Annotated in this window: 28 protein-coding genes and 1 pseudogene; 11 read left to right on the forward strand and 18 right to left on the reverse strand. The window is 45.6% G+C overall.

The window, feature by feature from the left end; genetic code table 11:
* Positions 1-44: 44 nt before the first annotated feature.
* Together V1U08_RS03610 and V1U08_RS03615 are read left to right on the forward strand one after the other, a co-directional pair.
* Positions 45-1,121, forward strand: coding sequence for a PQQ-dependent sugar dehydrogenase (locus tag V1U08_RS03610; protein WP_330469943.1), 1,077 nt, complete (start codon positions 45-47; stop codon positions 1,119-1,121).
* 55 nt (positions 1,122-1,176) lie between these two features.
* On the forward strand, positions 1,177-1,800 hold the full coding sequence (locus V1U08_RS03615) for an HAD family hydrolase (RefSeq protein WP_330469944.1): 624 nt from the start codon (positions 1,177-1,179) through the stop codon (positions 1,798-1,800).
* A 71-nt stretch (positions 1,801-1,871) separates the two neighbouring features.
* Here the strand turns inward: V1U08_RS03615 and V1U08_RS03620 are convergent, their stop codons facing one another.
* The 8 genes and pseudogenes from V1U08_RS03620 to V1U08_RS03655 form a co-directional block, all read right to left on the reverse strand.
* Entirely contained in the window at positions 1,872-2,348 is a 477-nt protein-coding gene (locus V1U08_RS03620) for a Dps family protein (protein ID WP_330469945.1), read from the reverse strand.
* A 216-nt stretch (positions 2,349-2,564) separates the two neighbouring features.
* On the reverse strand, positions 2,565-4,565 hold the full coding sequence (locus V1U08_RS03625; RefSeq protein ID WP_330469946.1) for a HAMP domain-containing methyl-accepting chemotaxis protein: 2,001 nt from the start codon (positions 4,563-4,565) through the stop codon (positions 2,565-2,567).
* 144 nt (positions 4,566-4,709) lie between these two features.
* On the reverse strand, positions 4,710-5,918 hold the full coding sequence (locus V1U08_RS03630) for a hypothetical protein (protein WP_330469947.1): 1,209 nt from the start codon (positions 5,916-5,918) through the stop codon (positions 4,710-4,712).
* Positions 5,911-6,624 carry an ABC transporter ATP-binding protein gene (locus tag V1U08_RS03635; RefSeq protein ID WP_330469948.1) on the reverse strand — a complete coding sequence of 238 codons (714 nt, stop codon included), beginning with the start codon at positions 6,622-6,624 and terminating at the stop codon, positions 5,911-5,913. Before V1U08_RS03635 ends, V1U08_RS03630 begins: the two co-directional genes overlap by 8 nt.
* Positions 6,624-7,859: an ABC transporter permease gene (locus tag V1U08_RS03640; RefSeq protein ID WP_330469949.1), complete on the reverse strand. Its 1,236-nt coding sequence runs from the start codon at positions 7,857-7,859 to the stop codon at positions 6,624-6,626. Before V1U08_RS03640 ends, V1U08_RS03635 begins: the two co-directional genes overlap by 1 nt.
* Positions 7,849-9,078 (reverse strand): ABC transporter permease, encoded by a 1,230-nt coding sequence (locus V1U08_RS03645; RefSeq protein ID WP_330469950.1) that lies wholly within the window; start codon positions 9,076-9,078, stop codon positions 7,849-7,851. Before V1U08_RS03645 ends, V1U08_RS03640 begins: the two co-directional genes overlap by 11 nt.
* A 32-nt stretch (positions 9,079-9,110) precedes the next feature.
* Positions 9,111-9,857 carry an outer membrane lipoprotein-sorting protein gene (locus V1U08_RS03650; RefSeq protein WP_118121078.1) on the reverse strand — a complete coding sequence of 249 codons (747 nt, stop codon included), beginning with the start codon at positions 9,855-9,857 and terminating at the stop codon, positions 9,111-9,113.
* A 227-nt stretch (positions 9,858-10,084) separates the two neighbouring features.
* Positions 10,085-10,326 (reverse strand): annotated as a pseudogene (locus V1U08_RS03655) (alternative ribosome-rescue factor A).
* Between the two features lie 368 nt (positions 10,327-10,694).
* Between V1U08_RS03655 and V1U08_RS03660 the strand changes: the two are divergent.
* The 4 genes from V1U08_RS03660 (at position 10,695) to V1U08_RS03675 (ending at position 12,538) form a co-directional block, all read left to right on the forward strand.
* Positions 10,695-10,904, forward strand: coding sequence for a cold-shock protein (locus V1U08_RS03660; protein ID WP_005375625.1), 210 nt, complete (start codon positions 10,695-10,697; stop codon positions 10,902-10,904).
* 89 nt (positions 10,905-10,993) lie between these two features.
* Positions 10,994-11,539, forward strand: a complete 546-nt coding sequence (locus tag V1U08_RS03665) for a YaeQ family protein (RefSeq protein ID WP_014234632.1) — start codon at positions 10,994-10,996, stop codon at positions 11,537-11,539.
* Entirely contained in the window at positions 11,526-12,068 is a 543-nt protein-coding gene (locus V1U08_RS03670; RefSeq protein ID WP_330469951.1) for a hypothetical protein, read from the forward strand. Before V1U08_RS03665 ends, V1U08_RS03670 begins: the two co-directional genes overlap by 14 nt.
* Before the next feature lie 110 nt (positions 12,069-12,178).
* Positions 12,179-12,538 carry a glutaredoxin family protein gene (locus V1U08_RS03675; protein ID WP_014234634.1) on the forward strand — a complete coding sequence of 120 codons (360 nt, stop codon included), beginning with the start codon at positions 12,179-12,181 and terminating at the stop codon, positions 12,536-12,538.
* Between the two features lie 84 nt (positions 12,539-12,622).
* On the opposite strand, the gene V1U08_RS03680 is transcribed toward V1U08_RS03675, so the two are convergent.
* Positions 12,623-13,246 carry an OmpA family protein gene (locus tag V1U08_RS03680; RefSeq protein WP_330469952.1) on the reverse strand — a complete coding sequence of 208 codons (624 nt, stop codon included), beginning with the start codon at positions 13,244-13,246 and terminating at the stop codon, positions 12,623-12,625.
* A gap of 275 nt (positions 13,247-13,521) precedes the next feature.
* Here V1U08_RS03680 and V1U08_RS03685 point away from each other — a divergent pair, with 275 nt between their 5' ends.
* Both V1U08_RS03685 and V1U08_RS03690 read left to right on the forward strand, forming a co-directional pair.
* On the forward strand, positions 13,522-14,154 hold the full coding sequence (locus V1U08_RS03685) for a thiol:disulfide interchange protein DsbA/DsbL (protein ID WP_065303847.1): 633 nt from the start codon (positions 13,522-13,524) through the stop codon (positions 14,152-14,154).
* A gap of 13 nt (positions 14,155-14,167) precedes the next feature.
* Positions 14,168-14,641 (forward strand): FKBP-type peptidyl-prolyl cis-trans isomerase, encoded by a 474-nt coding sequence (locus V1U08_RS03690; RefSeq protein ID WP_014234637.1) that lies wholly within the window; start codon positions 14,168-14,170, stop codon positions 14,639-14,641.
* Between the two features lie 61 nt (positions 14,642-14,702).
* Here V1U08_RS03690 and cyoE read toward each other — a convergent pair whose 3' ends face one another.
* Genes cyoE through V1U08_RS03710 form a run of 4 tightly spaced genes read right to left on the reverse strand, consistent with a single transcriptional unit; the run spans position 14,703 to position 17,933 of the window.
* Positions 14,703-15,611: a heme o synthase gene (gene cyoE, locus V1U08_RS03695; RefSeq protein ID WP_268668647.1), complete on the reverse strand. Its 909-nt coding sequence runs from the start codon at positions 15,609-15,611 to the stop codon at positions 14,703-14,705.
* Positions 15,604-16,623 (reverse strand): COX15/CtaA family protein, encoded by a 1,020-nt coding sequence (locus V1U08_RS03700; RefSeq protein ID WP_330469953.1) that lies wholly within the window; start codon positions 16,621-16,623, stop codon positions 15,604-15,606. Before V1U08_RS03700 ends, cyoE begins: the two co-directional genes overlap by 8 nt.
* A 9-nt stretch (positions 16,624-16,632) precedes the next feature.
* Entirely contained in the window at positions 16,633-17,169 is a 537-nt protein-coding gene (locus tag V1U08_RS03705; protein ID WP_065303851.1) for a cytochrome oxidase biogenesis cluster protein, read from the reverse strand.
* Complete coding sequence (locus V1U08_RS03710) at positions 17,166-17,933, reverse strand: SURF1 family protein (protein WP_330469954.1); 768 nt, start codon at positions 17,931-17,933, stop codon at positions 17,166-17,168. Before V1U08_RS03710 ends, V1U08_RS03705 begins: the two co-directional genes overlap by 4 nt.
* Between V1U08_RS03710 and V1U08_RS03715 the strand changes: the two genes are divergently transcribed.
* Positions 17,932-18,168 carry a DUF2909 family protein gene (locus V1U08_RS03715; RefSeq protein WP_014234642.1) on the forward strand — a complete coding sequence of 79 codons (237 nt, stop codon included), beginning with the start codon at positions 17,932-17,934 and terminating at the stop codon, positions 18,166-18,168. The genes V1U08_RS03710 and V1U08_RS03715 overlap by 2 nt on opposite strands.
* 14 nt (positions 18,169-18,182) lie before the next feature.
* Here the strand turns inward: V1U08_RS03715 and V1U08_RS03720 are convergent, their stop codons facing one another.
* Genes V1U08_RS03720 through coxB form a run of 4 tightly spaced genes read right to left on the reverse strand, consistent with a single transcriptional unit; the run spans position 18,183 to position 22,474 of the window.
* Positions 18,183-19,067 (reverse strand): cytochrome c oxidase subunit 3, encoded by an 885-nt coding sequence (locus V1U08_RS03720; RefSeq protein WP_330469955.1) that lies wholly within the window; start codon positions 19,065-19,067, stop codon positions 18,183-18,185.
* A gap of 48 nt (positions 19,068-19,115) precedes the next feature.
* Positions 19,116-19,658, reverse strand: coding sequence for a cytochrome c oxidase assembly protein (locus tag V1U08_RS03725; protein WP_014234644.1), 543 nt, complete (start codon positions 19,656-19,658; stop codon positions 19,116-19,118).
* 15 nt (positions 19,659-19,673) lie between these two features.
* The gene (gene ctaD / locus V1U08_RS03730) at positions 19,674-21,314 is read right to left on the reverse strand and encodes a cytochrome c oxidase subunit I (protein WP_330469956.1); all 1,641 of its coding nucleotides are present in this window, start codon (positions 21,312-21,314) and stop codon (positions 19,674-19,676) included.
* On the reverse strand, positions 21,311-22,474 hold the full coding sequence (coxB, locus tag V1U08_RS03735; RefSeq protein WP_020335302.1) for a cytochrome c oxidase subunit II: 1,164 nt from the start codon (positions 22,472-22,474) through the stop codon (positions 21,311-21,313). The genes ctaD and coxB overlap by 4 nt, the downstream gene beginning before the upstream one ends.
* Before the next feature lie 313 nt (positions 22,475-22,787).
* Here coxB and V1U08_RS03740 point away from each other — a divergent pair, with 313 nt between their 5' ends.
* Positions 22,788-24,482 (forward strand): phospho-sugar mutase, encoded by a 1,695-nt coding sequence (locus V1U08_RS03740; protein WP_330469957.1) that lies wholly within the window; start codon positions 22,788-22,790, stop codon positions 24,480-24,482.
* A gap of 72 nt (positions 24,483-24,554) precedes the next feature.
* On the opposite strand, the gene V1U08_RS03745 is transcribed toward V1U08_RS03740, so the two are convergent.
* Positions 24,555-25,187 carry a LysE family translocator gene (locus tag V1U08_RS03745; RefSeq protein ID WP_014234648.1) on the reverse strand — a complete coding sequence of 211 codons (633 nt, stop codon included), beginning with the start codon at positions 25,185-25,187 and terminating at the stop codon, positions 24,555-24,557.
* A 245-nt stretch (positions 25,188-25,432) separates the two neighbouring features.
* Here V1U08_RS03745 and V1U08_RS03750 point away from each other — a divergent pair, with 245 nt between their 5' ends.
* Positions 25,433-26,260: an AraC family transcriptional regulator gene (locus V1U08_RS03750; protein ID WP_020335307.1), complete on the forward strand. Its 828-nt coding sequence runs from the start codon at positions 25,433-25,435 to the stop codon at positions 26,258-26,260.
* The last annotated feature ends 23 nt before the right edge of the window (positions 26,261-26,283 follow it).

The following is a 26,283-nucleotide window of genomic DNA, read 5'->3' on the forward strand; positions in this document are numbered from 1 at the left end:
AGTGTTAGCTTTAAATACAGACACGCTTTAAATTGGACACCGCCATGAGAACCGTTATCACCACCCTGCTCGTTTGTTTTACCTTTTCCAGCCATGCTGCCGACTATGAGGCAAAAGAAGTGGCGAATGGATTCAATGTTCCTTGGGGAATAGAATTTATCGATGAGAAGCAGGCCGTCGTTAACGAGAAAAACGGTACCATTTCTTTGCTGAATGTCGAATCGGGTCAACGTGAAAAACTGTTTTCAGTCTCAGGCGTGAGCACGACTGGTCAAGCGGGCTTACTTGACGTTGCCCTTGCACCCAATACAGATAAAACCCAGCCAACGCTTTTCTTTACCTACAGTAAGCGAACCAGCAAAGGAAACACGGTGGCTCTCGCGACCGCGACTTTACAAAACAATCAACTGACACAATGGAAAGACCTTTTTGTCGCTGATGCGATTACTGATACCGGACGACATTTTGGTAGCCGTATAGCGTTTGTCGATAATAAAGTTTACTTCTCGATTGGGGATCGAGGGGATCGTGATAACGGGCAAAACAGACAAACTCATGCAGGGTCAATTCTACGTTTAAATCTGGACGGCACTGTCCCGGCAGATAACCCTTTCACAGAGTCTGACGTAAAGCCTGAGATTTGGAGTTATGGTCATCGTAATCCTCAAGGTTTGTACTTCGACCAAGCGACGAATCAGCTTTGGTCAATCGAACACGGTCCAAGGGGTGGCGATGAGATTAATCTGATAAAGAAAGGCTCGAACTACGGCTGGGCCAGAGTCTCCCAAGGAAAAGAATATTGGGGCCCTCTTGATGTCGGCGAAGCGAAATCCCTGCCGGGTATGGAAGATCCCAAACTGGTTTACATTCCTTCTATCGCCCCAAGTAACCTAGTGGTATACCGCGGAGACAAATACCCTGACCTAAACGGAAAAATCGTTGCAGGAGCTCTTAAACTTACGCACCTCAATGTGGTTTCTATCGAGAATGGAAAACTAACCGAATATCAACGCCTAATGGACGATCTTGGCGAGCGAATCAGAGACGTCACGATCAGTCCCGATGGTTATCTCTATTTTTCGACCGACACCGGGAAAATATTTCGTCTGGAGCAGAAGTAAATCAAATTTAGCTTATAATTAAGCTGTTGTTTTAAAGTTATTTTATGAGGTCAGAATGGTTCCTTTTCCACTAGTCGTCGATAAAATTAAAGCCGTTATTTTTGATTTAGATAACACCCTTGTGAGCTCCGATATGAACTTTCAAGTTCTGCGCCAACAACTAGGGTGTCCGCAATCGGAAGACTTATTAGACTTTGTAGAAAAACTGGAACATCCTCACCACAAAGAGCATGCGCACAATGTGATTTTTGATCACGAAATCTCCGATGCCGAGCAATCTGCACCCATGACAGGCTGTCACGAACTTTTGGCTTTCCTGAATCAAAAAGCGATGAAAACAGCCATCGTGACACGTAATTGCCTGATTGCCACCCAACGTAAACTTGAGCATAACCAAATCGAAGTTGAGCGAGTGATCACGCGCGAATGCTACCCGCCCAAACCCGACCCTTTGTCTTTGCAAGTTTTAGCAAAAGAGTGGCGGTTGATGCCCGATGAAGTACTTTACGTCGGCGACTACTTATATGATTTACAAGCGGCTTATAACGCACAAATGCCCTCTTGTCTTGTCCATCATGGAAACTTAACTGAGTTTCACTCTTGCGCGTCTATTGCGGTAAAAGAGCTCACTGATTTGTTGATTTACTTAGAATCATCCCTTTTAAGACAAAGCAGTTAGCCCACTTTACAAAAATAAAAAAAGAGCACCTCAGTGCTCTTTTGTCTTATTTCCCGATTCTTATTCACGCCTTATTGAAGGTAAGCGTTAAGCATCCACATCAGTTTTTCTTGCTCACGAATGTAGTCGCCCATCAATGCAGCCGTACCTTCATCTCCCGCTTCGCCAGCGTTGAATAGAATTTCACGCTGATTAAGCAGAAGGATGCCGAAGCCATCAACCAAACCTTTGACGCAATCGTCACCCGATGTTGCGTTTTGGTGCTCTTTTATTTCACTTGATTCCAGATAGTGGCTGAATGCATGTGCTGGCGTGTGACCTAATGTCAAAATACGCTCTGCCAGTTCATCGATTTTTACTTGCAGTTCGGTATAAATTTCTTCAAATTTCACGTGTAGCTCAAAGAACTGATGTCCTTTGATATTCCAGTGATAACCGCGTGTGTTCATGTACAACACTTGGTAATGGGCAAGTAGCTGATTCAGCTGTTGTGCTAGTTGCTCAGAGTGTTCGCGATCTAGACCAATTAGGCTTACTTGTGTGCTCATATCTTGCTCCTGTACGTAATTAAAAATATATTTGCAGTGATTTCTGCTGATGGAGTTATATTAGATCGAAGCATTGAGTAACGAAATTCGGTTCTAGCTATAGCTTTGATAAGTAAATTCTATAGTTACCGCAGCCACATAAAAAAGCCCAACCACTTAACGACAAAGAGTAAATGGTTGGGCTGCTGTTTAAGTATGTGCAGATGGCTTGAATCGTTACACGGTTTTGAACGCTGCCATTTGTTGATTAAGCTCTGTTACCTGCTCTTTAACCTGAAGCGAAGTTTTAGAAGCATGATGACTGTTGCTGGACACCTCATTAACGGAATGCGTTATCTCATCCATCAATCCAGTAATTGAGTGGGTGGCGTGAGATTGTTGTTCAGCTGCTGCAGCCAGTTCTGCCATCTGTCCGTTTAACGAGTTGATTTGCTCTGTCGTCGAGATTAACTTGATCACTGCATTCTCGATATGTTCTGCACCAGTTTCTGCCAGTGACTGACTATGCTCAATTTCCTGAACAACCGACTGTGTTGAGCGTTGAATGGCATGGATGATATCGTTTATTTCCGTAGTAGATTGCGTGGTTCTGGTTGCCAGCATTCGCACCTCGTCCGCGACAACTGCAAAGCCTCGACCTTGATCTCCCGCTCTTGCTGCTTCAATCGCTGCATTCAGCGCCAATAAATTGGTTTGCTCTGCGAGACCTTCGATCACTTCGGTCACCCGACCAATTGCATCACTTTCTATACTTAGCTGCATTACTCGAGAGCTTGCGTTTTCAATGCTGCCATGCAGGTTTTCCATCGTCCCTTTATTCTGCTCTAACGCGTCATGACCTTGTTCTATTTCACCTTTCGAGTCAGACAGTTTTTGTACAGACTGGTGTGCTTGTTCAAGAGTATTTCTAGCGGCAATAGCGATCTCTTCAAGTTGACGTCCCATTTCAACGATGTTGCTTTGCTGCCTCTCAACATTGGTTGATGTAACCTGAGCGGACTCCAGTAACGCTACCATGTTGCTGTCAACTTGCGACGCTTTGCTGCTTACACCTACAACGATATTGGCCAGAGATTCATTCATGCGGTTGATAGACTCGGTAAGGACGGCGAGTTCATCATTTCCGACAACGTTAAGCGGAGGTTGTGAAATATCACCAGAGGCGATGGTCTGCGCACGCTGTGATAAATTTTTCACTCTGCGACCAATCGTGTTGCCCATATATTTTGAGATCACGACGGCAGCAACAATGACAAATACTGCCGCTATCAGTACTGAAGTCAGTACATTTTTAATCGACTGGCTGATGCCATCACCACTTTGACTTGCCCGACGTTGTTGAACAGATACGATGGACTCTAAACTTGCGTCGAGTGCGTTCGCTGCTGGTAATAACTCATTCGCCATCATAAGGTTGGCTTCGTTCCATTCTGGAGAACGTCGCAATGAAATCACCTGCTCGGCGAGCGGAAAGTAAAGTGCTTGCATCTCTTTGAACAATGCCCATAACGACTTGTCGTTGTCTGAGAGCATGTCGAGCTTGCCATCAATTTCAGCGACGGATTGATTATGGAACTTGAGAAGGTCCTGATATTTTTCAAGGTGATATTGCTGGCCGTACAACAGGAAGTCACGCAATGCCGATAATGCGTTCGCAAGTGACGTGTAACTATCGGCGTAGACTTTGAAAAGTCGCTTACGTTCGCCACCAAACTGATTTCCTGACTCTTCATTTATCAAGCTTTGGATCTGATCAAGCGCCACTTCTGCAATCGGGGCGGCTTCGTTAATAAATAAACTGTGTGCTGGCAGGTTTTCTTCGCTGTGACTTAACTCAAGCAATGTATTCAGAGAGGCTTTCATTGCCTCCCATTGATTTTGGATTGTGAGAAAGTCTTGCTCAGGGATCAACGCTTGCAAAGTTGGCAAAGATTCATCGGTGGAAGCCATGATATTTTGTACATCTTGACTTAATTGTGCTCCGGTCGTCTCATTGGCCCCGAGTAGCATATAAGCACGAATAGAAGATAATGAAGCCTGAACAGATTGCTGAATACCTCTACTGGTATCCACTGTCGGCAGATCGGAAGTAAGAAGCGAAGAGACATGCTGCTCGACGGTAGTGATATTTCGATAAGTAAAGATCGCAGACGCAATAAAAAGAACAGCCAACAACATAAAACTCAGCTGTAACTTTCCTGAAATCGTAAGGTTCATCCATAAACTCCTTTTAACGATGAACCACAAATATAACGACTTTTACAAAAAGATTAACCCTAATGGACGAAAACGCCATAAAAACAAGGTTTTATTTGCTATTAACAAAAGTATTTAGAGACAATGACTAGATGAATGCGCTTGCTAGAAGCTGTAGCGAATGTTCGCAAACAATAGTGTCGCAGGCGTCTCACCAAACAAGCTGTCACTTTCACCGGTAAAGCATTGAACAACCGTGAGTAACTGCCAGTCATTAGCAAGTGAGTAATTACTCGAAAGACCCGCAAAATAAGAGCCATCATCGTAATAACTTACGGATGCCGTCAGGCGATTAAGGGAAGTCAGATCAAAGCTTACATCAGCATAAAGTGTGTGCTGGGTAAAACTGAGGGTTTTCGCATCGAGAGGTAAGTTTAGATAAGCGACGGCACTAGAAGCATCAACTGGCTCTGAAATGAATAACCACGCCACACGCCCAAGCCAGCTCCGTTTTCCTCCAAAACTGTAGTCCGATTCGAGGCTTCCTACCATGGATGATTGAGTCAATTCGCCTTGGTATTGCTTTTCTATCGGATCAAACCAGGATAATTCACCACGTAAACCCGCTTCGTGGATGTCCGTTGCAAACCCGGCTCCAAGTACAAAGTCTCGTTTTGTCCGCCCAGCAATCACCTGATAATCCCAGCCTGATTGATTGGCAAAATAGCGTAGCGAAATACTATTCTTATCTGGCGACTCCGCTGGCGCGAAAATTAAATCGATGCCATCGGCAAACCCTAGCTTCTTGCTTACCATTAGCGCATCGGTACCTGCGCGCTCTTCATAATCAAAGTCATAAATAGAGTAAGCATTATAGATATCGTTTGGGTTCCAGATCGTGTTCATCGACCAATTGACACGAAAACGACCCGCCGTTGCGCTCCAGTCTTCCTCACGCCAGGTGATATAAAGTCGATCAAACTGAGTATTGAGAATTACGCTGTCATCTCGCCAGTTTTTGCTCAGATCAAAGTATCCGTTATCCAATGCGACCAGATCTGCATATTGGTCGAAATCGAGTGAATCCCCCCACAAAGCACGGTTTCTCATCCCGACATTAATACGCCAGTTTGGTGAGAATCGATATTCAAGATTGAAGCGATTATGAATCAAGTGATCGAGCGTATTACTGTGACTATCCGGAATGTTATAAGTGGCCATGTACTTAATATAACCATCGAAGTCCCATGCTTTTTCAGGCTCGACACCCGGAATCGAGGCGGAAGTTTGCGAGTTTATAAACAGTAAACTCAACGCAAGATAGCGGCTCACTTTGATATTCGGCTTTGAACCGTTTGACCTCCACCTAGGCATGAGATCTCTCCGCATGATTACCAATATTACTGAAATCTCTCGCTAAACGCCCATCTTCAAAAACGATAATTCGATGCGCCCGCTTGATCACTCTGGGATCATGTGTGGAGAAGATAAACGTCGTGCCCTCTTGTTCACTTAACTGCTCCATGATATCGAGAAGTTCTGCGGTACTTTTCGCATCTAAATTAGCCGTTGGTTCATCCGCCATAACAAAGCGAGGTTTAGGTGCGAGTGCTCGTGCGACGGCCACACGTTGTTGTTGCCCGCCCGACATTTTGCTCGGGCGTTTATGCATTTGCTCAGCCAATCCAACCCGCTCAAGTAATGAAGAAGCACGCTCGCGGCACTCTCTTTCGCTTTTCCCCTGAAGTTGCATTACGAACTCGACATTTTCTAATGCCGTTAACACAGGCAATAGGCTGTAGTCCTGAAAGATAAAGCCAATGTTATCCCTGCGATATGCAATCAGCTCTTTCTCCGACATTTCGGAAATAAGGCAACCATCAATTTCCACTCGACCTGCAGTCGGTGCATCAATGCCCCCAAGCATATTGAGTAGCGTGGTTTTTCCCGAACCAGACGGCCCCATAATAGCGACAAACTCCCCCTGTTTGATTTCCAAATCAACACTCTTAACGGCATGCACCGGAAAATCACTGTCGGGATTGTAGGTTTTGGTTAAATGTTCGAGTTTAATCGTCATCAAGTTTTCTCCGCCATGGCATCCACAGGTCGATGTTTGAGTATTTGTCGCGATGGGTACCAAGCAGCAAACAGACTCGCGACAAAAATCGCCACAATGATCATCTGGTACTCATAAAAAGACACTCTTGGGAACAGCAAGGTATCCACACCATAAGCGCCTAACCCGTCGGCAAGGCCACTAAGCGACAACCCTGTGATACTCAAAATTTTCAGCATGATGGCACTTCCTATCAATCCAAACATGCAGCCCGACAGCCCGAGAAACAGCGTCTCTAAAATGATAAGTAAGCGGATTTTGTGTTGCTGCATGCCCACAGCCATCAGCACGCCAAATTCTCTGGTACGCTCGAATACTGACATCAGCATGATATTGATGATGCCCAACATCATCGCCAGCACAAACACCACAAGCATGACCTGATTCGAAATGTCCATGGAACTCATCATCGTAGAGAGTAAAGGCTGTATCTCTTCCCACTTCCTCACCACTAAATTATCTTTCGTTGTGTTAGACAGCAGCGTCTGTGTAAACCGTTTTGTTTTCTCTAACACTTTCTCGTCGTTTGAATTAAGAAGGATAGAAATTTCGTGGGCGCCTTTTAACCCTGCGACTTTCTCTAAATCCAGTTTGCGCACATAAGCGTTACCATCATCAAACGTACTCGACGGTGTTTTGAATATCCCTCTGACGCGAAACGCCGCTCCCGAGACATCCCCATTAATATCGGAAAGCGTCACAATCACTTTGGAACCGACACGCAGATTTAATCTCTTGGCGGTTTTCTGGGAAACTAAAATAGGATTTCTACCGTCTTCATCCAACCATTGCCCTTGCTGTATGTGTTGCGCCAAAGGCGTGATTAATGGCTCTTGCACAATGTCGATACCATTGATGCGAATACCGCGTGTACTCCGAGCAGAGGCGATCATTCCGTCCACAAGAAAACGTTCAGCCACCGCTTTCACTTGTTGCTGATTGGCTAAGGTCGCCGCGATCACATGAGCGTCTGGAATGGTCTGCTCCAGTTCAGGGTTAACCAAGTACTGGTTTTGATGGATCTGCAAGTGGCTGGTTTGCCAGGAAATCGCATTTTTGATCATGCTATCAACCAAACCATTCATAAATCCGATCATGGCAATCACACCCATCAGACCAAACACCATTGCCCCAATCATGATTGATGTTCTGAGCTTGTTTCTCCACAAGTTCCGCCACGCCAACTTAATCAACATGCGAGCCTCCTTTGAGACCACTTGCGATAGGAAGGCGTAATAAGCGCGCCATAGGGTATAAAAGACATAAGAAGAGGATAAAAAGCACAACCATAATTTGAGTCATTGCCAAATGCGGGTCGAGCGAAACAGGCACGATTGGCTCAAACCCCGTTTCTAGCATCACCTCAGCGGCCTCTCCGGTAATTTCAATCGGGTTAAAATAAAAATAAGCCAAAATCGGGGCACTGATCATCAAGCCAAGCAATACGCCAATGACCGATATAAACAGAGACTCAATAACCAGTAGAGAAACTAGTTTGCCTCTGAGCATCCCGGTCGCCAACATAACCGCAAACTCACGCTGCCTTTCTAACGTGGTCATCAGAATTGTGGCAAACAGGCCAAACCCAACAATGCCGTAAAGGATATAAATTAGAAATATTCCCCCAGCTTTATCGAGCGCAATCTGTTGCGAGAGTTCAGGCGATAAGGCCTTCCAGTCTTTCACCGCGACATCTCGACCATAATCCCGGCGCAGTTGATCAACAACACTCGATAAACCACGTAAGTTTTCGGTATTGAGAACCCAAGCTGTCACTTGCTTATCCAGGGAATACAGAGCCTGAGCGGTATCGAGCGGCATGTATACTAATTGAGAGTCGAGTTGCTGCAGCGGGAAATGCAAAATACCCGCGACTCGATACAAGCCCGCTGCGGTTTGCCCATGATAGCCCATGCCATACAAAACCAATTCATCACCAACGTCTAAATGTAGGTATTGGGCCAGACGTCCCCCCACCAGCACTGAATTTTCTCCAGCAGCGATATAAGTTCCTTTGACTATTTTGTCACTGATACGGGAATAGTCGTCTTCGGCTTCGGGGTCTACTCCCAACACCAAAGCCCCTTTTGAATGTTCATCTTTAGCAGCGAGAGCAAACGACTCAACTCTTGGCAGAACAACATCAATGTTTGGGTTATCTTTCGCAGATGAGATAAAGGACTCGGTTTGTGGCAAAACATCATCAATACTCAAAGTGTCGCTGAACACAGGATTTTGTAATTGGATCAACCCCGTATAGAACTTTGCCGCATTTTTTATGTTCGACGTATAACTGCCTTCTTGAAAAGCGCGTGTTATCAAGGAAAGGAAAAGTACTAATGCCAATGCTGTGGCCGTTAGTAACGTCCGCCGTTTTTGCCGCCATAAATTTCGCCAAGCAAGTTTCATCAGCATACGCTATTGCCGTCCCTACTCATGCACACGACCTAATCCCGGAGTAACTTCATTTGCTGTTGAGAGAAAAAGTCATCATCAATCTTAAAGTCGAACTGGGCTTGATGTGTAGTCAACACGGTTCGGTTACCCGGCTTATCAACTGGACGCATTTCCAGGCGGGTAGCAACCTTTCTTCCTCCTAAGGTTTTGATATCAAAAGTGGTCATGACATTGACTAGATCATCAAACTCATCATAAAACTCGATTTTTCGCTGTAAGTAAGTCGCCTGAGAAATCCACAAGGTGACTTTATTCCAGACGACTGGCGCGTCAGGCTTAGCTAAGGCATCAATCCGCCAAACCTTATCTCCGTCAAAGGTATCCTCTCCGAGTAGAGTATGTTGGTAATCTACAACGATAGAGGATTGGTTAATGAGATCGTCATTCGTGAAGTCAGAACCCATCCACGACTGGCTCAACATCGATGGCGCAATCTTTATAATTCGTTCAATGCTTGGTACCCAGTTCCACATCTCCCGGTAACGTTTGAGTGATGCACTGCCTTTATCTTTTGCTGGAGCAGTCACCAGCACTAACGAAAGCTCTGTTCCTTTAGTCCAGCTCTTCATCGTCATTGAGCGCCGCCAATCTGGCCGGATAATCTCCATCGTCGCTTCACTGTAGCTCGACTCACCTCGCATGGTTTGATCCGACTTCTGAACTATCTCAAACGCAGTTGCCGCCAAAGCCAGCGGTGAAGTGATAATACATAGCAGGATCACAAACGCTTTAAACATAATGCTCCTCTCACTCATATTGGCTTTACGTCGACAACACAAATAACAATAAAAACATGAAATTCAATTGAGTATAGCAAGGAACTCATTGCGCTTAGGTGATGTGAAGTAGAAAAACTCAGGTGTGTGATATGTAGTGAGATTAGGACGAAATAGATAATAAGAACGAGAATCAACAAGCATCAATAATCATGCAGAATCAAACCTAATAACTTGAGTGCAGGTTATTAGGATAAAGAAAAAGCCCTATTCAAAATCCACAATGTGAGTACTTTGAATAGGGCTCTTTGCCTCTATGCTTCATTTTCCGACTGAAGCTGCCTTTACCTTTTTTGGCGTTAACGATTCTCGTTTTAAATAACTGACTCGTAACAACTGCTTTAAGCGCATTATCTTTTATTTTACCTCTGCCGAATTCGGTATCATGCTGAAACTCATTCGACTGAGGACTAGCTTTTAACTTTGCCATAAATCCTCCTTAATGGTCGGGCCAGATTGGACAATAATTAGAAAAATAAGTCAATTTAATTGAGTAAATTAAATTTTATGCGTGAAAAATTCACAGCGACGTCATTTAATTGAAAATTACTCTAAAACAAGCAGATTAAATAGTGACTGCATACAAATATTTCCCCTTAAAGTACTAATATCTGTTGACTCTTATCGTATTTAACCTAGACTCAAACACGGCTAGAAAGAAAGTTCTTTGTTTTCACATTTCGTTGGATTACTTGTAACTCCGTCGTCCTGTGGTACGCAATAGCAATTTATTTTTCCACGCTATAAGCGCCGTTGAGGCGAAAGATTACACAAATTTAGATATTTAGGAAAATAGACATGTCTAACACAGCTACTGGCACAGTTAAGTGGTTCAACGAAACTAAAGGCTTCGGTTTCATCCAACAAGAAAACGGTCCTGACGTATTTGCTCACTTCTCTGCAATCACTGGTGACGGCTTCCGTACTCTAGTTGAAGGCCAGAAAGTAGAATTTGTTATCTCTCAAGGTCAAAAAGGCCCTCAAGCAGAGCAAATCAAAGTACTTTAATTCTTAAAGAATTTGATACTGTAGCCAGCTTTTAAGCTGGCTATTTTTTTATCTATAACGAAATTTTCTCTCCGGTCACCGATAACAACATGGCGCTAAAACCAACCATTTATAAGTTTCGTATCGATATTTCCGATATGAACAACGACTATTATAATTCGCACAAACTGACCATCGCTCTTCATCCCTCGGAAAAACCACAACGTATGATCGCCCGCGTCTTGGCTTATTGCCTCAATGCGACGAGCGATTTAGAGTTTACAAAAGGGTTATCAACCATTGAAGAGCCTGACCTTTGGCACATCGAAGACGATCAAAGCATCACACACTGGATTGAAATCGGTGAACCAGACGCAGATCGAATCAAAAAAGCCACTCGCCTTTCAAAGCAGGTCAAAGTCTACAGCTATAACACTAAGGCTTCGGTATGGTGGGAGAAAGTATCAGGCAAGTTTTCCATGCTTCCGGTAAGCGTAGAAAGTTTTGACTACGACTCCATTGACACAATTTGTCAGCACCTTGACCGTGGCGCAAGCCTTTCTGTTATGATCACTGGTACGTCTATATTTGTTGATATTAACGATCAACATATCGAAGTAACGGTGAGGGAACTGCAAAGTCATGACGCCACTTAATACACTGTTTCAAGAGATGGGATTCAAAACGATTCCCTTTGTAACCGAGCATAAGACGGCAAAGAAACGTTGGCTGGACGAACAGAACGCGCTATTCACTAGAGTGTGTGAGAATAAGCCATCAACAGCCCCGGCACTTCATCTGCTGGGATTGCTGACTAAATCACACATTGAAGCTAGTGCTAGCTACGAGCAAAACGCGCACGCTAGCCAACAAATGCAGATAGCGATCAGTGAGTCAGTGGGTGACGAACACGCGAGCAAGTTCACCAATCAATCTGCTGAAAACCTTATTCTGATTACCCACCTGTGGCTCTTTACGCAAGGGTATCTGAATATGGATTTCAGCCTGGCTCACGATCATGCAGAGCAAACTCAGAACACGCTCCAACATGAACTGGTGATTCAACGTATTGATGTCGACGCGTTTAGAACCGAGTTGATGCGTAGCTTTTATTTGGGACGAGAAGCAAATCCAGCCAAAAGTGGCGGCTTTTTAGGTTGGTTCAAACGACTCTTTTCCATATAAAAAGCATGGTTTTATCTACAGTAAACAACTGATAGACTGCGTCTCCGGCGCGACACTTGTCGTAATTGTATTCGTAAAGGACATCATCCTTTGAACATCAGGGACTCATTATGAAGTTTATTCGTTGGTTTTTAGGAAAAATCATATTATTGCTTAACGCTGTTTTTTCACCTCGTGGAATCAAGCGTGATGCTAATGAACAAATGAGCGTTGACGACAAAGCGAAGCAATATGCGCTTTATCAGTTTGAAGCTTGTCCTTTCTGCGTGAAAGTTCGCCGTGCAATGAAACGACAGTCGGTAAAAATCGAACTACGTGACGCGAAGAACGACCCTGCTCATCGCCAAGATCTCGAGCAAGGTGGCGGTAGAATTAAAGTTCCTTGTCTTCGAATCGAAAAAGATGGTGAGACACAGTGGCTTTACGAGTCTTCAGACATCGTCGCACATATTGAAAAAGAATTTGCCTAGTTCCCCCTAAGAACATTGGCGGATGTAAAAGAGGCACCAATCAATTGGTGCCTCTTTTCTATTTATCAGAACAAATAACGACGATTAGTCGCTGACGATCAGCATCAGTTCCACACGGCGATTACATGCTTTTCCGCTGGCGGTCGCATTGCTGCATTGGGGAGCATGCTCACCAAACCCACGCGAGAAAACCCTTTGACGTGGAATACTGGTTGCCAGCAACTGCTTTTCAACTTCGCGAGCTCGTCGTTCGGACAATGTGTCATTAAAACTTGCCGCCCCGGTGCTGTCCGCATGCCCATCGATCACCACGTCAACATCAGTACGTCCTGCCAGATAGTGCCCTAGACTGCTCAGCCAGCCTTGAGATTGTGCGGATAATTGGGCAGAACCAGTCTGAAAGTGAACTTGATCTTTCAAGCGTACCATCAAGTGTCCCCCACTGATGGTTTCATGGGCAATATTGTGCCGATCTAAAAACATCTCCAGTGAAGTTATGGAATAGGATTCGTTCACAGCAGCGTTCGTAGTCGGCTGAGCAGCGATGTTCATGACACTCGATGAATTACCATACCCCCACTCAGGGTGTCTTAGCTCTGTGTTCGTCTTCGGGGCTGTATCTAACATGTTCCCACCAGGCACTATGTCTTGACTGATACTGCCGCACCCTCCAAGAATGCCACAAACAATTAAAAACCACTGCTTCATACCGTTCCCAACGTAGAAAAACTCTTATTCATTATGTCGACTCAATACGCATTGTCTTTAGCGCTTTCGTCAGTTCAATATCAGGCATAACGTCAAATGACATTAAAACATCGAAACAAATGCACTGTTCGTGCCAGCCATATGATGCTTTTAGCAGCGAGTTTGATTTCTATTTGGGCATTATCATCTCACTTTAGTGTAACAATCGGTTTTAATGGTTTTAGTCGTCATCGTTAACCGATAAACTAGCGAAAATTTCTCAATCGAGCGTTAATATGTTCAAAAACATTTTGAAAGGATTTGCTTTTTTTGCCGCAGTGACAGCACTCTCAGCATGTGACAACGGCAATTCACAGCCGCTACAAGGCAAACAGTATGAAGTGCTGCCAGCCTCACTTCAGGAGTACCAACTCGCTCCTGTTACCGAAGCTTTTTCTCTGACCTGCGGTCACTGTCGCTCGATGGAAGAGTTTGTCCCTCAACTGGAGTCTCTGACTGAGCAAGACGTTGAAAAAGTGCATGTTACGTTTAACGAAAGTGCTCAGATCAGCGCTATCATTTTCTATACGGCGGTAATGCAGCTAGAGGCGACTCCAGATAAGGCATTTATGGCTGACCTGTTCGCTGCGGTTCAAATGGCACCTGAAGCCACCGCTGATGAACGCCAAGCTGCGGTAGAAAAAGCGTTTGAAGCTCGTAACCTGATCAGCCCTTATCAACTTGACGAAGCACAGCAAAAACAGCTTTTCGAGTACATAAACAATGCTGATGCAATTACGACTAAAGGGCAAATCAACTCAGTGCCAACCTTTATCGTCAACGGTAAATATCAGGTGATTAGCGGCGGTCATGACAGTATTGAAGCTATGGCTGAAACAATTAACTACTTACTAAAGCAACCTAAATAGACAAGGAGCCAACGTGTCTAAATTTTTGTTTCCTATTATTATTTTTGTTCTTGCGGCATTTTTCATTTATCGCACTTGGACAAACCATAAAGTGGCCGATGAAAACTTTGCCAAGGGACAAGCATTCCTACTAGAGAACGCCAAGAAAGACGGGGTCATCACAACAGAAAGTGGCCTGCAATATATGGTGCTAGAGAAAGGTACGGGTGACGTTCACCCAACAGCAACAAGCAAAGTAAAAGTGCATTACCATGGCACACTGATTGATGGTTCGGTATTCGATAGTTCAGTAAACCGCGGCGAGCCTATCTCATTCGGTCTGAACCAAGTGATTAAAGGCTGGCAAGAGGGTGTTCAGTACATGGTAGAAGGTGAGAAGATTCGCCTGTTCGTACCAAGCACTCTCGGTTACGGCAAAGGTGGTTCGGGTCCAATTCCACCAGCAAGTGTGCTGATCTTTGATATTGAGTTGCTAGAAATTCAATAAAAAATTAAAAACGCCGGATGACTACAATCCGGCGTTTTTCTATTCAGAATGTCACAAAGGTTCACATCATTGATAAATTGAGGTTGTGATCTGCAAGTAAAGCGATAAACAACACAAAAAGATGATAGATAGAAAACTTAAAGGTTTCTATCGCGCTCCGTTCTTCCGGTGCAAACTTCAGCTTCCAAGCGTGGTAAATAAATCCGGCGTTAAGCAGAAGTGAGGTAAATAGATAAATAAAGCCGACCATACCAACCAGCACTGGCATCACACATACCAAAGTAAGCAGTACGGAATACAACAGAATTGAGGTTTTGGTGTATTCGATCCCATGCGTGACAGGAAGCATAGGAATATCCACTTTACGATATTCTTCCACTCGGTGAATCGCCAGAGCCCAAAAGTGGGGTGGCGTCCAGATGAATATGATCATCACCAAAAGCCATGCATTACCGTGCAATTCGCCAGTTACCGCTGTCCATCCTAATAGTGGTGGCATCGCACCAGCTATGCCGGCTATCACAATATTTTGTGGCGTAGCCCGCTTGAGATACATGGTGTAGACAACCGCATAGCCAAGCAAACTCAATAGTGTCATCCATGCGGTCAACGGGTTTACCCAAGCGTACAGCAGAACAAACCCTACTGCGCCTAAACAAACGGCAAATGTCACCACAGACTTCGGGTTGGTGTCCCCAGAGGGCAACGGACGCTTATGAGTACGAGCCATTCGCGCGTCTATATGACGATCGATCAAATGATTAAATGCGGCAGCAGAACCTGCCATCAAACCGATCCCGACTAGCCCTATCGCAGCTTGTAGCCAAGGGAAAACAGTCACAGGCGCCAGGCTCATACCAACAACAGCGGTCACCAGCATGAGTGCGACCACTTTTGGCTTGGTGAGTTTTAGGTAAGTAGAACCAATTCGCTTTTGTCCCTCTAAAGACAATGCAATTTCTTTATTCATAGCGAACTCCTTTCGCTTGATGACTCCACTGTGTTTTTCCTTGCCACAAGTAGAATTGACTCACACAAATCAAGCTCAACATAATTGCAGCGCCCAGTGTGTGGGCCACTGCGACGTAGATAGGCAACTGAAACACGACATTGCTTACGCCGAGCATGATTTGGCAGATAAGCACAATGCCAATCCACAAGCCTGACGCCCGAGAGTAATGAGAGCCTTGTTTGAACAAAAGTACGCAATACGATGTAACCACCAGCGCCGTCACAATGGCTCCAATTCGATGGCTCACGTGTATGGTCATTCTTGCCGGATATTCCAAAACACCAAATTCGTAATTTTCGAATCCGGCTTGCCACAATGAAAATGCTTCTTTCCAGGATAGGTAACTCATCCAATCGCCTTCACAAATGGGCAATGTGGTACACATCAACGCGGCATAGTTTGAAGAAGTCCAACCGCCCAGCAGCACCTGCAAGAGCACCACTGCAAATGCGACCATAGAGAATAAACGCACCGTATTGGTGGAGGGTGAAAAATAGAGATTGCCTTGCGCCTTAAGCTGACAATGAAATACCGCTTGCAGTGCCAACAATGTGAAACCACCGAGTAAATGAAGCATGACTACAACAGGCATCAGTTTGAGGGTAACCGTCCACATACCCAACATCGCTTGCCCAACAACCAGTATGCAAAGCATGATCGGTATCGAAGCGTTAACCCGTTCTGAGCGTGATGCAATAACGGCCATCGCTAAGATGATGATTCCAAGCGTCCCAGCAAAATAACGATGGATCATCTCCAGCCACGCTTTTTCATGATCGACCGCACGCTCAGGAAAATTCAGGTTGGCTCTTGCGACATCATCTTCGTGATGCGGAACCGACAAATGACCATAGCAACCCGGCCAGTCAGGGCAGCCTAGGCCAGCATCGGATAAACGAGTATAAGCACCGAGCATGATCACCACCAGAGTAAGACACAAGCTGATTCTCACTAGTCGAATTAGTGTCATGGTTTCCCCCTATCCCACTCGGGACAACTTAAGCAGTTTGCGCAAATCAGCCAGCATATCCTTGCTAAGCTTAACCAAATCTTCATTTTGCTTTGGTGTGTAGGACATAACTAACTGCCCCAAAGGGTCAACGATGACCACTTGCCCTTGTTCAACTTTTTCTGCCACAGACGCGTTTATTACCATCCTCTCCAGCGATGTATCTACCGAGTCTGACGATTCCAATGTCCAAAGCACAGGCACAACACGTTCTTGATATTTTCCTAAGGCGATATGACTTTGTTTAAGCAGATGCAACTGTTGTTGGCACTGCTGCTCACAATGATTGGGCACCACATACGCCAATTGCCAACCATGTAGCGTTTGCGGGGCTGTTTGACCTAACTGTTCGAGCGTAGTGTAAGGTTCAATGAGTTTACCTCGGTTAGTCACGCCACTCTGATACCAACCCTGACTCAAGATCAACTTTGCAATTAACGCAGGTAGGGCGAACAAACACACTAACGAGATCAAAACTAGACGCCCTCTTGTTACTTTCGAAGTCATTTTTCACCTCCATGTGATGAGACCGCTCTTAACCAACGAATAAAGACCACGACAGTCAGTAGGAGAAAGACACCCGCCATGACAAACCATTGTACGGAATAGCCAAAGTGTTTAGCGCTTGTTAGTGGTAACGGGTTCCACGGGAATTCATATGGCCAGTTTTCTAAATTATCTGGCTGCAAAACCGCTGGCATTAACTCGACATTCATCATCTCGTTCAATTGAGAGATATTAATATTTTGCACACGAATGGCATCGCCCAGCTCGGGCATCAACTCGGAACTCAATGGGTTCATTGATTTGCGGTACAATCGCCCTGTCACCATAGCTGGCGTCTCTAACTCTTTGACAACTGGCAATACAGAGCGGGAGCGCTCTCCTTCCACAAAACCCAGTTCCATAAGTGCCAATATGTTCTGTTGCTGGCTAACAGAAACCACCTGATACGCCAGATAACCCACTTTTCCGTTGTAGGTTTGGTTGTCCAACAAAATCACAGGCAAAGGTTCAGGGGTCACTTGCGCCTCGACCTTAACGCCAATGACACTTTCTTCACGCCAATCGTTGTTATCGAGTACGACATGCATTGCCTGATAAGGCTGGTCAGAACGCGAGAGAATGGTCTGCTCAAGGGCTTGTTTCTCCTCGCCTCTCTCTAATTGCCAAAAGCCCAGTTTGACCAACAGACAAAACACAGCCACAGTTAAACAAACCGCACCCCAAAACCGCTTCGATAAAAGTAGTGTTGAAACCGGAGGTTCCATGTCCACCGTATTCTTGTTCAAATTGACGCTCATCCTTTTGCTGCTATTCATCATATTCAACCTCGCCAAAGCCCTTATCGAAATGGTTCGTGAAGATCCTGATAATCCCGACCGTGACCATAAACCGATGAGTCACTATTTGGGCCGACGAGTCATGTTTTCTGCGCTAGTTGTTATCCTGCTCCTTATCGCACTGACGTCTGGATGGATAGACCCTAACCCTCGCCCCTACTAGCTTCAGGTGGGGCGTTAAAGCACGTAAACGAAAACAAACAGGCACAACCAAACCACATCAACAAAGTGCCAATACCAACTGCCCGCCTGAAAGGCAAAATGGTTGTTTGGAGAAAAGTGATCCTTCGCGATTCTGAACAGCAATACGATTAAGAAAATCGTTCCAAGACAAACGTGCATGCCGTGGAAACCCGTCAGCATAAAGAAAGTATTACCGTAAACCCCGGACTGCAAAGTCAGCCCCATTTCCTGATAAGCGTGGATGTACTCTTCCGCCTGGTAAAATAGGAAGAAACCCGCCAGCACAATGGTGATTTCCAGCCAGACAATCAGCGCAGTACGTTTGTTTTGTTCCAAACTGATGTGAGCCATATGCAATGTGATGGAAGAGAGCAGAAGAATGATGGTATTGGTGAGCGGAATGCCTTGCCACGGCATCGCTTGAGTGGTATCGCCACTAGGCGTAGTTGTCAGTGGCCACATCGCTTCAAAATTGGGCCAGAGAACTTCATTAGTCATGAAGTTATTGTCCGCCCCACCCAACCATGGGACGGCGACCATTCTTGCGTAGAACAGCGCACCAAAAAATGCGCCAAAGAACATCACCTCTGAGAAAATGAACCAACTCATCCCCTGACGAAAAGAGCGAGTAATTTGAGAGCTGTACTTACCGGTCAGCGACTCGGTAATCACGTTACTAAACCAGCCCGCTAACATGTACAGCAGAAACAGAAATCCCGCGGCCAAAACAACACGACCAATCGATCCGACCGGACCTTCACTTTGAGTCCCCTGTACGGTCATACCTGCACCGACAGCGACTAAGAACAGAGCAAACGCGCCAAGAATTGGCCAGCTGCTTTGAGCAGGAACGTAATAAGTCCCAGGTTTATTACTCATAAGTTCTCTCCTTACAGACGTTAATTGGTCTGCGCTCTCTATGAGAGGCTAACTCCCTTCCTGTGGAGGCAGTTTGTAGAGTGTGTAAGACAGCGTTAACGTATTTATTGAGTCGGGAATATCAGGCTCAATGTAAAAAATCAGTGGCATTTGTGCGTGTTGATTGCCTTCCAACGGCTGCTGGTTGAAGCAGAAGCACTCAATCTTATTAAAGTAAGCCGCGCCATTGCCTGGCGACACAGACGGAACAGCCTGTCCAACCAATTTGCGTCCGCTCTCGTTAAACGCAAGGTATTCAGTTTGTATGACCTGACCGGGATGAACATCCATAGAAATGACTTTGGGTCTAAATTCCCATGGCATATCCGGATTAACGTGCGCCATAAACTCCACTCGAATCGTGCGGCTCATGTCCGGTTCCATGCCTGTGGGCTGAATGGCGGCCACATCATTAGTTTTGCCGTTAATGCCCAACGCATCGCACATCACGTCGTACAAGGGGACCAAAGCAAATCCAAAGCCAAACATCAGCACTGTGGCTATCAGTAGCTTGATGGTCAGTTTCTTATTCGATGGATTAGATTGAGTCACGCTTGCCTCCTACATTTAATCGACTTTAGGAGGTGTCGTGAAAGTATGGTGCGGCGCAGGACTTGGCACTGTCCATTCCAGCCCTTCTGATCGCTCCCAAGGTTTCGCGGTTGCTTTCTCACCACCACGAATACACTTGATAACCACCCACAAGAAAATCAGTTGAGAAAGGCCGAAGGCGAAGCCACCAATAGAGACGATTTGGTTTACATCAGCAAACTGGATGGAGTAATCCGGGATTCTTCGCGGCATACCGGCTAGCCCTAAGAAGTGCATCGGGAAGAACAACACATTGACGGAGATGAGCGAGCACCAGAAATGCCACAAACTTAACTTGTGGTCATACATGTTACCCGTCCATTTCGGAAGCCAATAATAAGCCGCCGCCATAATGGAGAAGACTGCCCCGGAAACCAGAACGTAATGGAAGTGCGCAACCACAAAATAGGTATCGTGATATTGGAAATCGGCTGGCACGATAGCCAGCATCAAGCCTGAAAAACCGCCAATGGTAAACAACACAATAAACGCAATCGCAAACAGCATTGGTGTTTCGAACGTCAGTGCACCGCGCCACATGGTCGCAACCCAGTTAAACACTTTCACCCCGGTTGGCACTGCGATCAGCATGGTGCAATACATAAAGAATATTTCGGCAAACACCGGCATCCCTGTGGTAAACATATGGTGAGCCCATACAAGGAATGACAGCAGAGCGATACTGCACGTCGCGTACACCATAGAATGGTAACCAAATAGCTTCTTACCACTGAACGCAGGAACAATTGCCGAGATAATGCCAAAGGAAGGTAGGATCATGATGTACACTTCTGGGTGACCAAAGAACCAGAAAATGTGCTGGAACATAACCGGGTCGCCCCCACCAGCCGCATCAAAGAAGCTGGTGCCAAAGTACTTATCGGTAAGAACCATGGTTACCGCGCCAGCCAATACCGGCATCACCGCAATCAGCAGAAATGCAGTGATGAGCCAAGTCCAAACAAACATTGGCATTTTGAACCACGTCATGCCCGGCGCACGCATATTCACGATGGTTACGATGACATTAATCGCCCCCATGATCGAGCTTATACCCATGATGTGGACAGAGAACACAAACAACGCCGTACTGTCCGGGCCATACGTGGTTGAAAGCGGTGCGTAGAATGTCCAGCCAAAGTTGGGCGCGCCTCCTGGCAAGAACAGAGAGCTTAATAATATGAGAAACGCAAAAGGTAGAATCCAAAAGCTCAGGTTGTTCATGCGTGGTAAAGCCATATCTGGCGCACCAATCATCATCGGTATCATCCAGTTCGCTAAGCCCGTAAAGGCAGGCATCACCGCACCAAAGACCATAACCAAGCCATGAACTGTCGTCATCTGGTTGAAAAACTCAGGTTCTACCAATTGTAAGCCTGGTTGAAACAGCTCTGCGCGAATGACCATCGCCATCGCACCACCGGTCAGGAACATGGTGAAACTAAACCAGAGATAAAGTGTGCCGATGTCTTTGTGGTTGGTCGAATACAACCAGCGAGTAAGTCCTTTTGGCGCGTGATGAACATCATGATCATCATCAAGAGCAATGGTTGAATTTGCCGAAGTTTGCGCTTCAATCGGCGCAGACTTTATCGCTTTTTCTGCTGGCTTACTCATATTTCCTCCTTAGCACTCTTTTGTGCCTTAAAGGCATTGACGTCAGATGCTTGAACGGTATCGCCCGTATCATTACCCCACGCATTTCTCTGGTAGGTTATGACAGCTGCGATCTCTTTATCGCTTAACTGGTTGGCAAAAGACTGCATCGCGGTTCCCGCGCGACCATTCACAACCACTCCAATATGCTCAGTTACATTACCTGTGGCCACAGGGCTGCCTTTAATTGCAGGAAATGCGCCTGGAATACCTTCACCATTCGCCTGATGACACACTGCGCAACGCGAGGTGTAAATCGCTTCACCTTCTGCCATCAGCTCATCCATGGACAAGTCTTGGGTTAATGCTTCTTGAGCGGCGGCTTTTTGAAGGGCTAATTCTTCTTTTTTACCCGATAACCATTGGTCGAACTCTTGCTCTTCCATCGCATGTACCACAATCGGCATAAACCCGTGAGCACGACCACAGAGCTCGGCGCATTGGCCGCGGTACACACCAGGCTCATCAATTCTTGTCCACGCTTCATTGATAAATCCAGGTACGGTGTCTTTCTTCACTGCAAAATCAGGTACCCACCACGAGTGAATCACATCGTCTGACGTGAGGAGAAAACGGACTTTGCGATTGACCGGAAGAACCAGAGGTTGATCCACTTCAAGTAAGTAATGAGCGCCTTTGGCTTCGATTCCGTCAATCTGCTTCTGACTGGTTGCGAGCAGACTAAAGAACTCGACGTCTTGACCAAAATAGTTGTAATGCCACTTCCACTGAGAGCCAGTGATTTTGATAGTGAGATCCGATTGGCTGGTATCTTCCATTGCAACTAAAGTTTTTGTTGCGGGAATCGCCATTGCGACAAGAATGATGATAGGGATAACAGTCCAAATAATTTCCACTTTGGTGCTTTCATGGAAATGAGCGGCAACTGCTCCTTTTGACTTGCGATGACGAATGATGGAATAGAACATGACACCAAAGACCACAAGGGCAATCGCACAGCAGATATAGAAGATCAGCATATGCAATTCATACACTTGCTCACTGATCGCTGTGACCCCTTTGGTCATGTTGTAGTCGTTGTCTTTTGACCATCCATAAGAGGAGAATGTGATTAAAATCACATTCAATGTTAAGGCAAGAGTAGTCGCTAATCTTTTCAAAAGATCTCTCCTCTGCTCAGCCGCTACGCTTACGCGAGCTTCCTTGCGTCCCGATGCAAATATCGAACAAATTTACGAAAAATCGCAAAAACTGCGATTTCAACATGGTTTGTTATATTTATGTTAAAAGGCTAGTTATAGTTCTAAAGTTCTTCAAGAAATAAAATGCGAATAAATTTTGTTCGATAATTAAAAAATAAATTCGGTTTATCGATTGCCCTCTTTGAATTGGAATTGATAACCATTTACATTAATTGCAATTAATGACGTAAAGTCGAAACAGGTAGGCCCCCACACCTAAGGAAAGACAGACATGACCGCAATAATTGATCAATGGCTAGCACGAGACCCCGATCCTAAAACTCGTGAAGAGCTGCAACACCTCGTCGACACAAATGATCAGCAAGAGATCAACGACCGATTTGGTTCACGCCTTGCTTTTGGTACCGCAGGATTACGAGGAAAAATCGGTGCGGGTCCAAACCGTATGAACCGCCTCGTTATTCAGGAAACTGCAACCGGACTTGGCCACTACTTAATTGACCAGGTTCAAGACGCAACATCACGCGGCGTTGTTATTGGATACGATGGTCGACCAGACTCAAAGCAGTTTGCGCACGATACTGCATCTGTACTGACCGCACTTGGCATCAAGGTTTATTTGACTCATAAAGTGGCTGCAACGCCAATCGTTGCCTTTGGTGTACGTACACTGAACGCTGCCGCAGCTGTTGTCGTAACAGCAAGTCACAACCCGCCGGAATATAATGGCTTTAAAGTCTACTGGGAGAATGGTGCGCAAATTATTCCACCGCATGACTCGGGGATTGCCGCTGAGATCGACCTGGCAACGACCAAGCCTCTACCGCTGATGTCGTTAGACGATGCGAAACAACAGGGATTACTGGTTTGGCTGGAAGATGACTACTACCAGAGTTATCGCCAAACCATGAACGAAAATGCGTTGCTCACACCAGATTCCAACACCGATATTTCTATCGCTTACACAGCCATGCATGGTGTCGGTGCCGATATGGCAGAGACGCTTTTGGCTGATGCCGGATTTAAGAAAGTGGCGAGTGTAACAGAGCAGCGTGAGCCGGATGGTACCTTCCCAACGGTTAACTTCCCTAACCCAGAAGAAGCAGGTGCAATGGACATGGTGATGGCTCTGGGTAAATCAGTAGACGCCGATATCGCCTGTGCTAACGACCCAGATGCAGACCGTTTTGCAGTCGCGGTTAAACGTCCTGATGGTGAGTATCAAATGCTCACTGGTGACCAAGTCGGCTCACTATTTGGTGATTACCTGCTGGAGCAACAACCAAACTCGCTGGTGGGAAATACCATCGTCTCTTCTCGCCTATTAAGCAGCATTGCCAAAACGCATGGTGCACAATACTACCAAACCTTAACGGGCTTTAAATGGCTGACCAACATCGCCATGGAGAAAGAAACAGAGCAACACCCATTCTTATTCGCTTACGAAGAGGCTCTGGGTTACACAGTTGGTAATAAAGTCTGGGACAAAGATGGGCTCTCTGCGATCGTTGCCTTCTCTCAGCTGACAGGAAAACTGAAAGCTCAAGGCCAAACGCTATGGGACAAACTGGAAGCGCTTTACCGTCAGCACGGATTTTACTTCAACGCACAACGCAGTATTGCTTTGGATCCAAAATCGCCACCTATCGGTGACAAGCTACGTGCAACGCCACCAAGAGATATCGCAGGGAAAAAAGTAGCAATAACAGAAGATTTAAAAACATCCGTAAAAACGTATGACGACGGCTCTGAAGAAGCGATCGATTTACCTTCCAGTGATGTATTGATCTACCACCTCGAAGACCAATCACGCGTGATCGTTCGTCCTTCAGGCACTGAGCCTAAATTGAAATGTTACTACGAAGTCATCTCTGATTTTCCGGACAACATGAGCTATGAACAAGCCCAGCAAGCTACAGAAGCGAAGATGAATGAACTTATCGACGCCCACCAAAAAAGCTTGTAAGTAAAAATCTCTAGACGCAAAAACAAAAACAGCCAGCAATAATTGCTGGCTGTTTTCTTCGCATTTGAAAGGTTACAGAACGAAACTGCTCAACATCCACAATGCTAATATCACAAACACCAATCCCATTAATTTATGTTGGACCATGCGGAATTTGTCATTTTCAATCAGCCCCTTACCCACACTGCCAGCCAACGCGACAAGTAACAGATTAAACAGAAGGCCCATAACGTTAAGTAACAAGCCAAGCGCTAGCATTTGCTCACCCGATGTGGCCGTAATGTTGCTGGAAACAAACTGCGGCAAGAACATAACAAAAAACACTAATGCTTTTGGGTTGAGTAAGTTGCTCATCAAAGCGCGCTGATAATAGGTCGTCGCCATTTTACTCATTTGATCAAGCTCTGGAGCCGACGAAGCTTGCGCTCTCATACAGTCCCACCCCATTTTTAGCAGGTAAGCACCGCCCAGCAAGTGCAGCACCTTTAGCGCAACCGGACTCATCGCGACAAGCGTGGAGACGCCCATCGCAGCCAACAGGGTTAAAATGACGCCTGAGGTCGCATTTCCAAGGCTGGCAAACAGCCCAACTTTTTTGCCATAGCTCATACTTGAACTGGCAATCAGTAACATATCAGGACCAGGCAACATCAATAACGCCAGAACAGCAGTCAGATAAACAGGGAGTACAACTAAATCAATCATGGAAGAAAAGGTGTGCAATAAAAAAGGAGGCGGATCATATATCAACGAGACAACAAAAAACAATAGATATATTCCGTGATAAAGGTGTTCACCAATACATTAATTCACAAAGTTATAACGTAGCAACCTATTAACCTTTTAGCGCCTAACCAGCAGTTTTTAAAACACATAGCAATTTTGTACAAAAATAAGCACCATAGATCCGTTACACTCTCCAGCCTGAACTCCTGAGTAAATGAGGCATCATGAAAAAAAAGAATAAGGAAATCGCGACATTCAAGATTGCTCAAGAACTCGGAGGCTTAGAATTGCTCGATGCGAAGTACGAAAAGCAGCATTTTTCTCGCCATAGTCACGAAGGTTATACCATCGGCGTGATTGAAAAGGGCGCGCAAAAATTCTTCCGTACTGGGGGGAACCACATCGCGCCGCAAGACAGCATCATTTTAATCAACGCTGATGAAGTGCATAGCGGCCACTCTGCTTCAGAAGGAGGATGGGAGTACAAAGCCATGTACCCAGTCCCGGACCAGTTTCAGACTCTAGGGCAAGAGCTTGCGTCTCCTAACATTGCCCTTCCCTACTTTCCTCAACCAGTAGTGTACGATCCGGAACTCGCTGGTCAGCTACGGCTGGTATTTGAGACATTAGAAAAGTCGGACAATAGACTGCTGAGAGAAACGCTGGTGTATGGCACGCTCATCAAGTTAGCGAGTAAACACAGTACCCACCGCTCGCCACTGCAGCAGTCGACCAAAGCACAAAAACAAGTATCATTAGTGAAAGAGTTTTTAGAGGATTTCCCTCAAGCTGATGTCTCGCTGGAAGAATTAGCCAAACTTGCCGCGCTAAGTCCATTTCATTTGCTCAGAGAGTTTCAAAAGCAGTTTGGCTTCCCACCCCATGCTTTTCAAATTCAGCAACGTTTACGAATGGCGAAGAGACTGCTAAAGCTAGGCGGGAAGATTTCTGATGTCGCTCAAGAATGTGGTTTTCATGACCAAAGCCACTTACATCGTCACTTTAAAAAAGCAATGGGTGTGACACCAGGCCAATACGCTCGCTATTGTTAATCTCAGCAAATTTGTACAAGGCG

This window comes from Vibrio sp. YYF0003 (assembly GCF_036350715.1).
Lineage (GTDB): Bacteria > Pseudomonadota > Gammaproteobacteria > Enterobacterales > Vibrionaceae > Vibrio > Vibrio natriegens.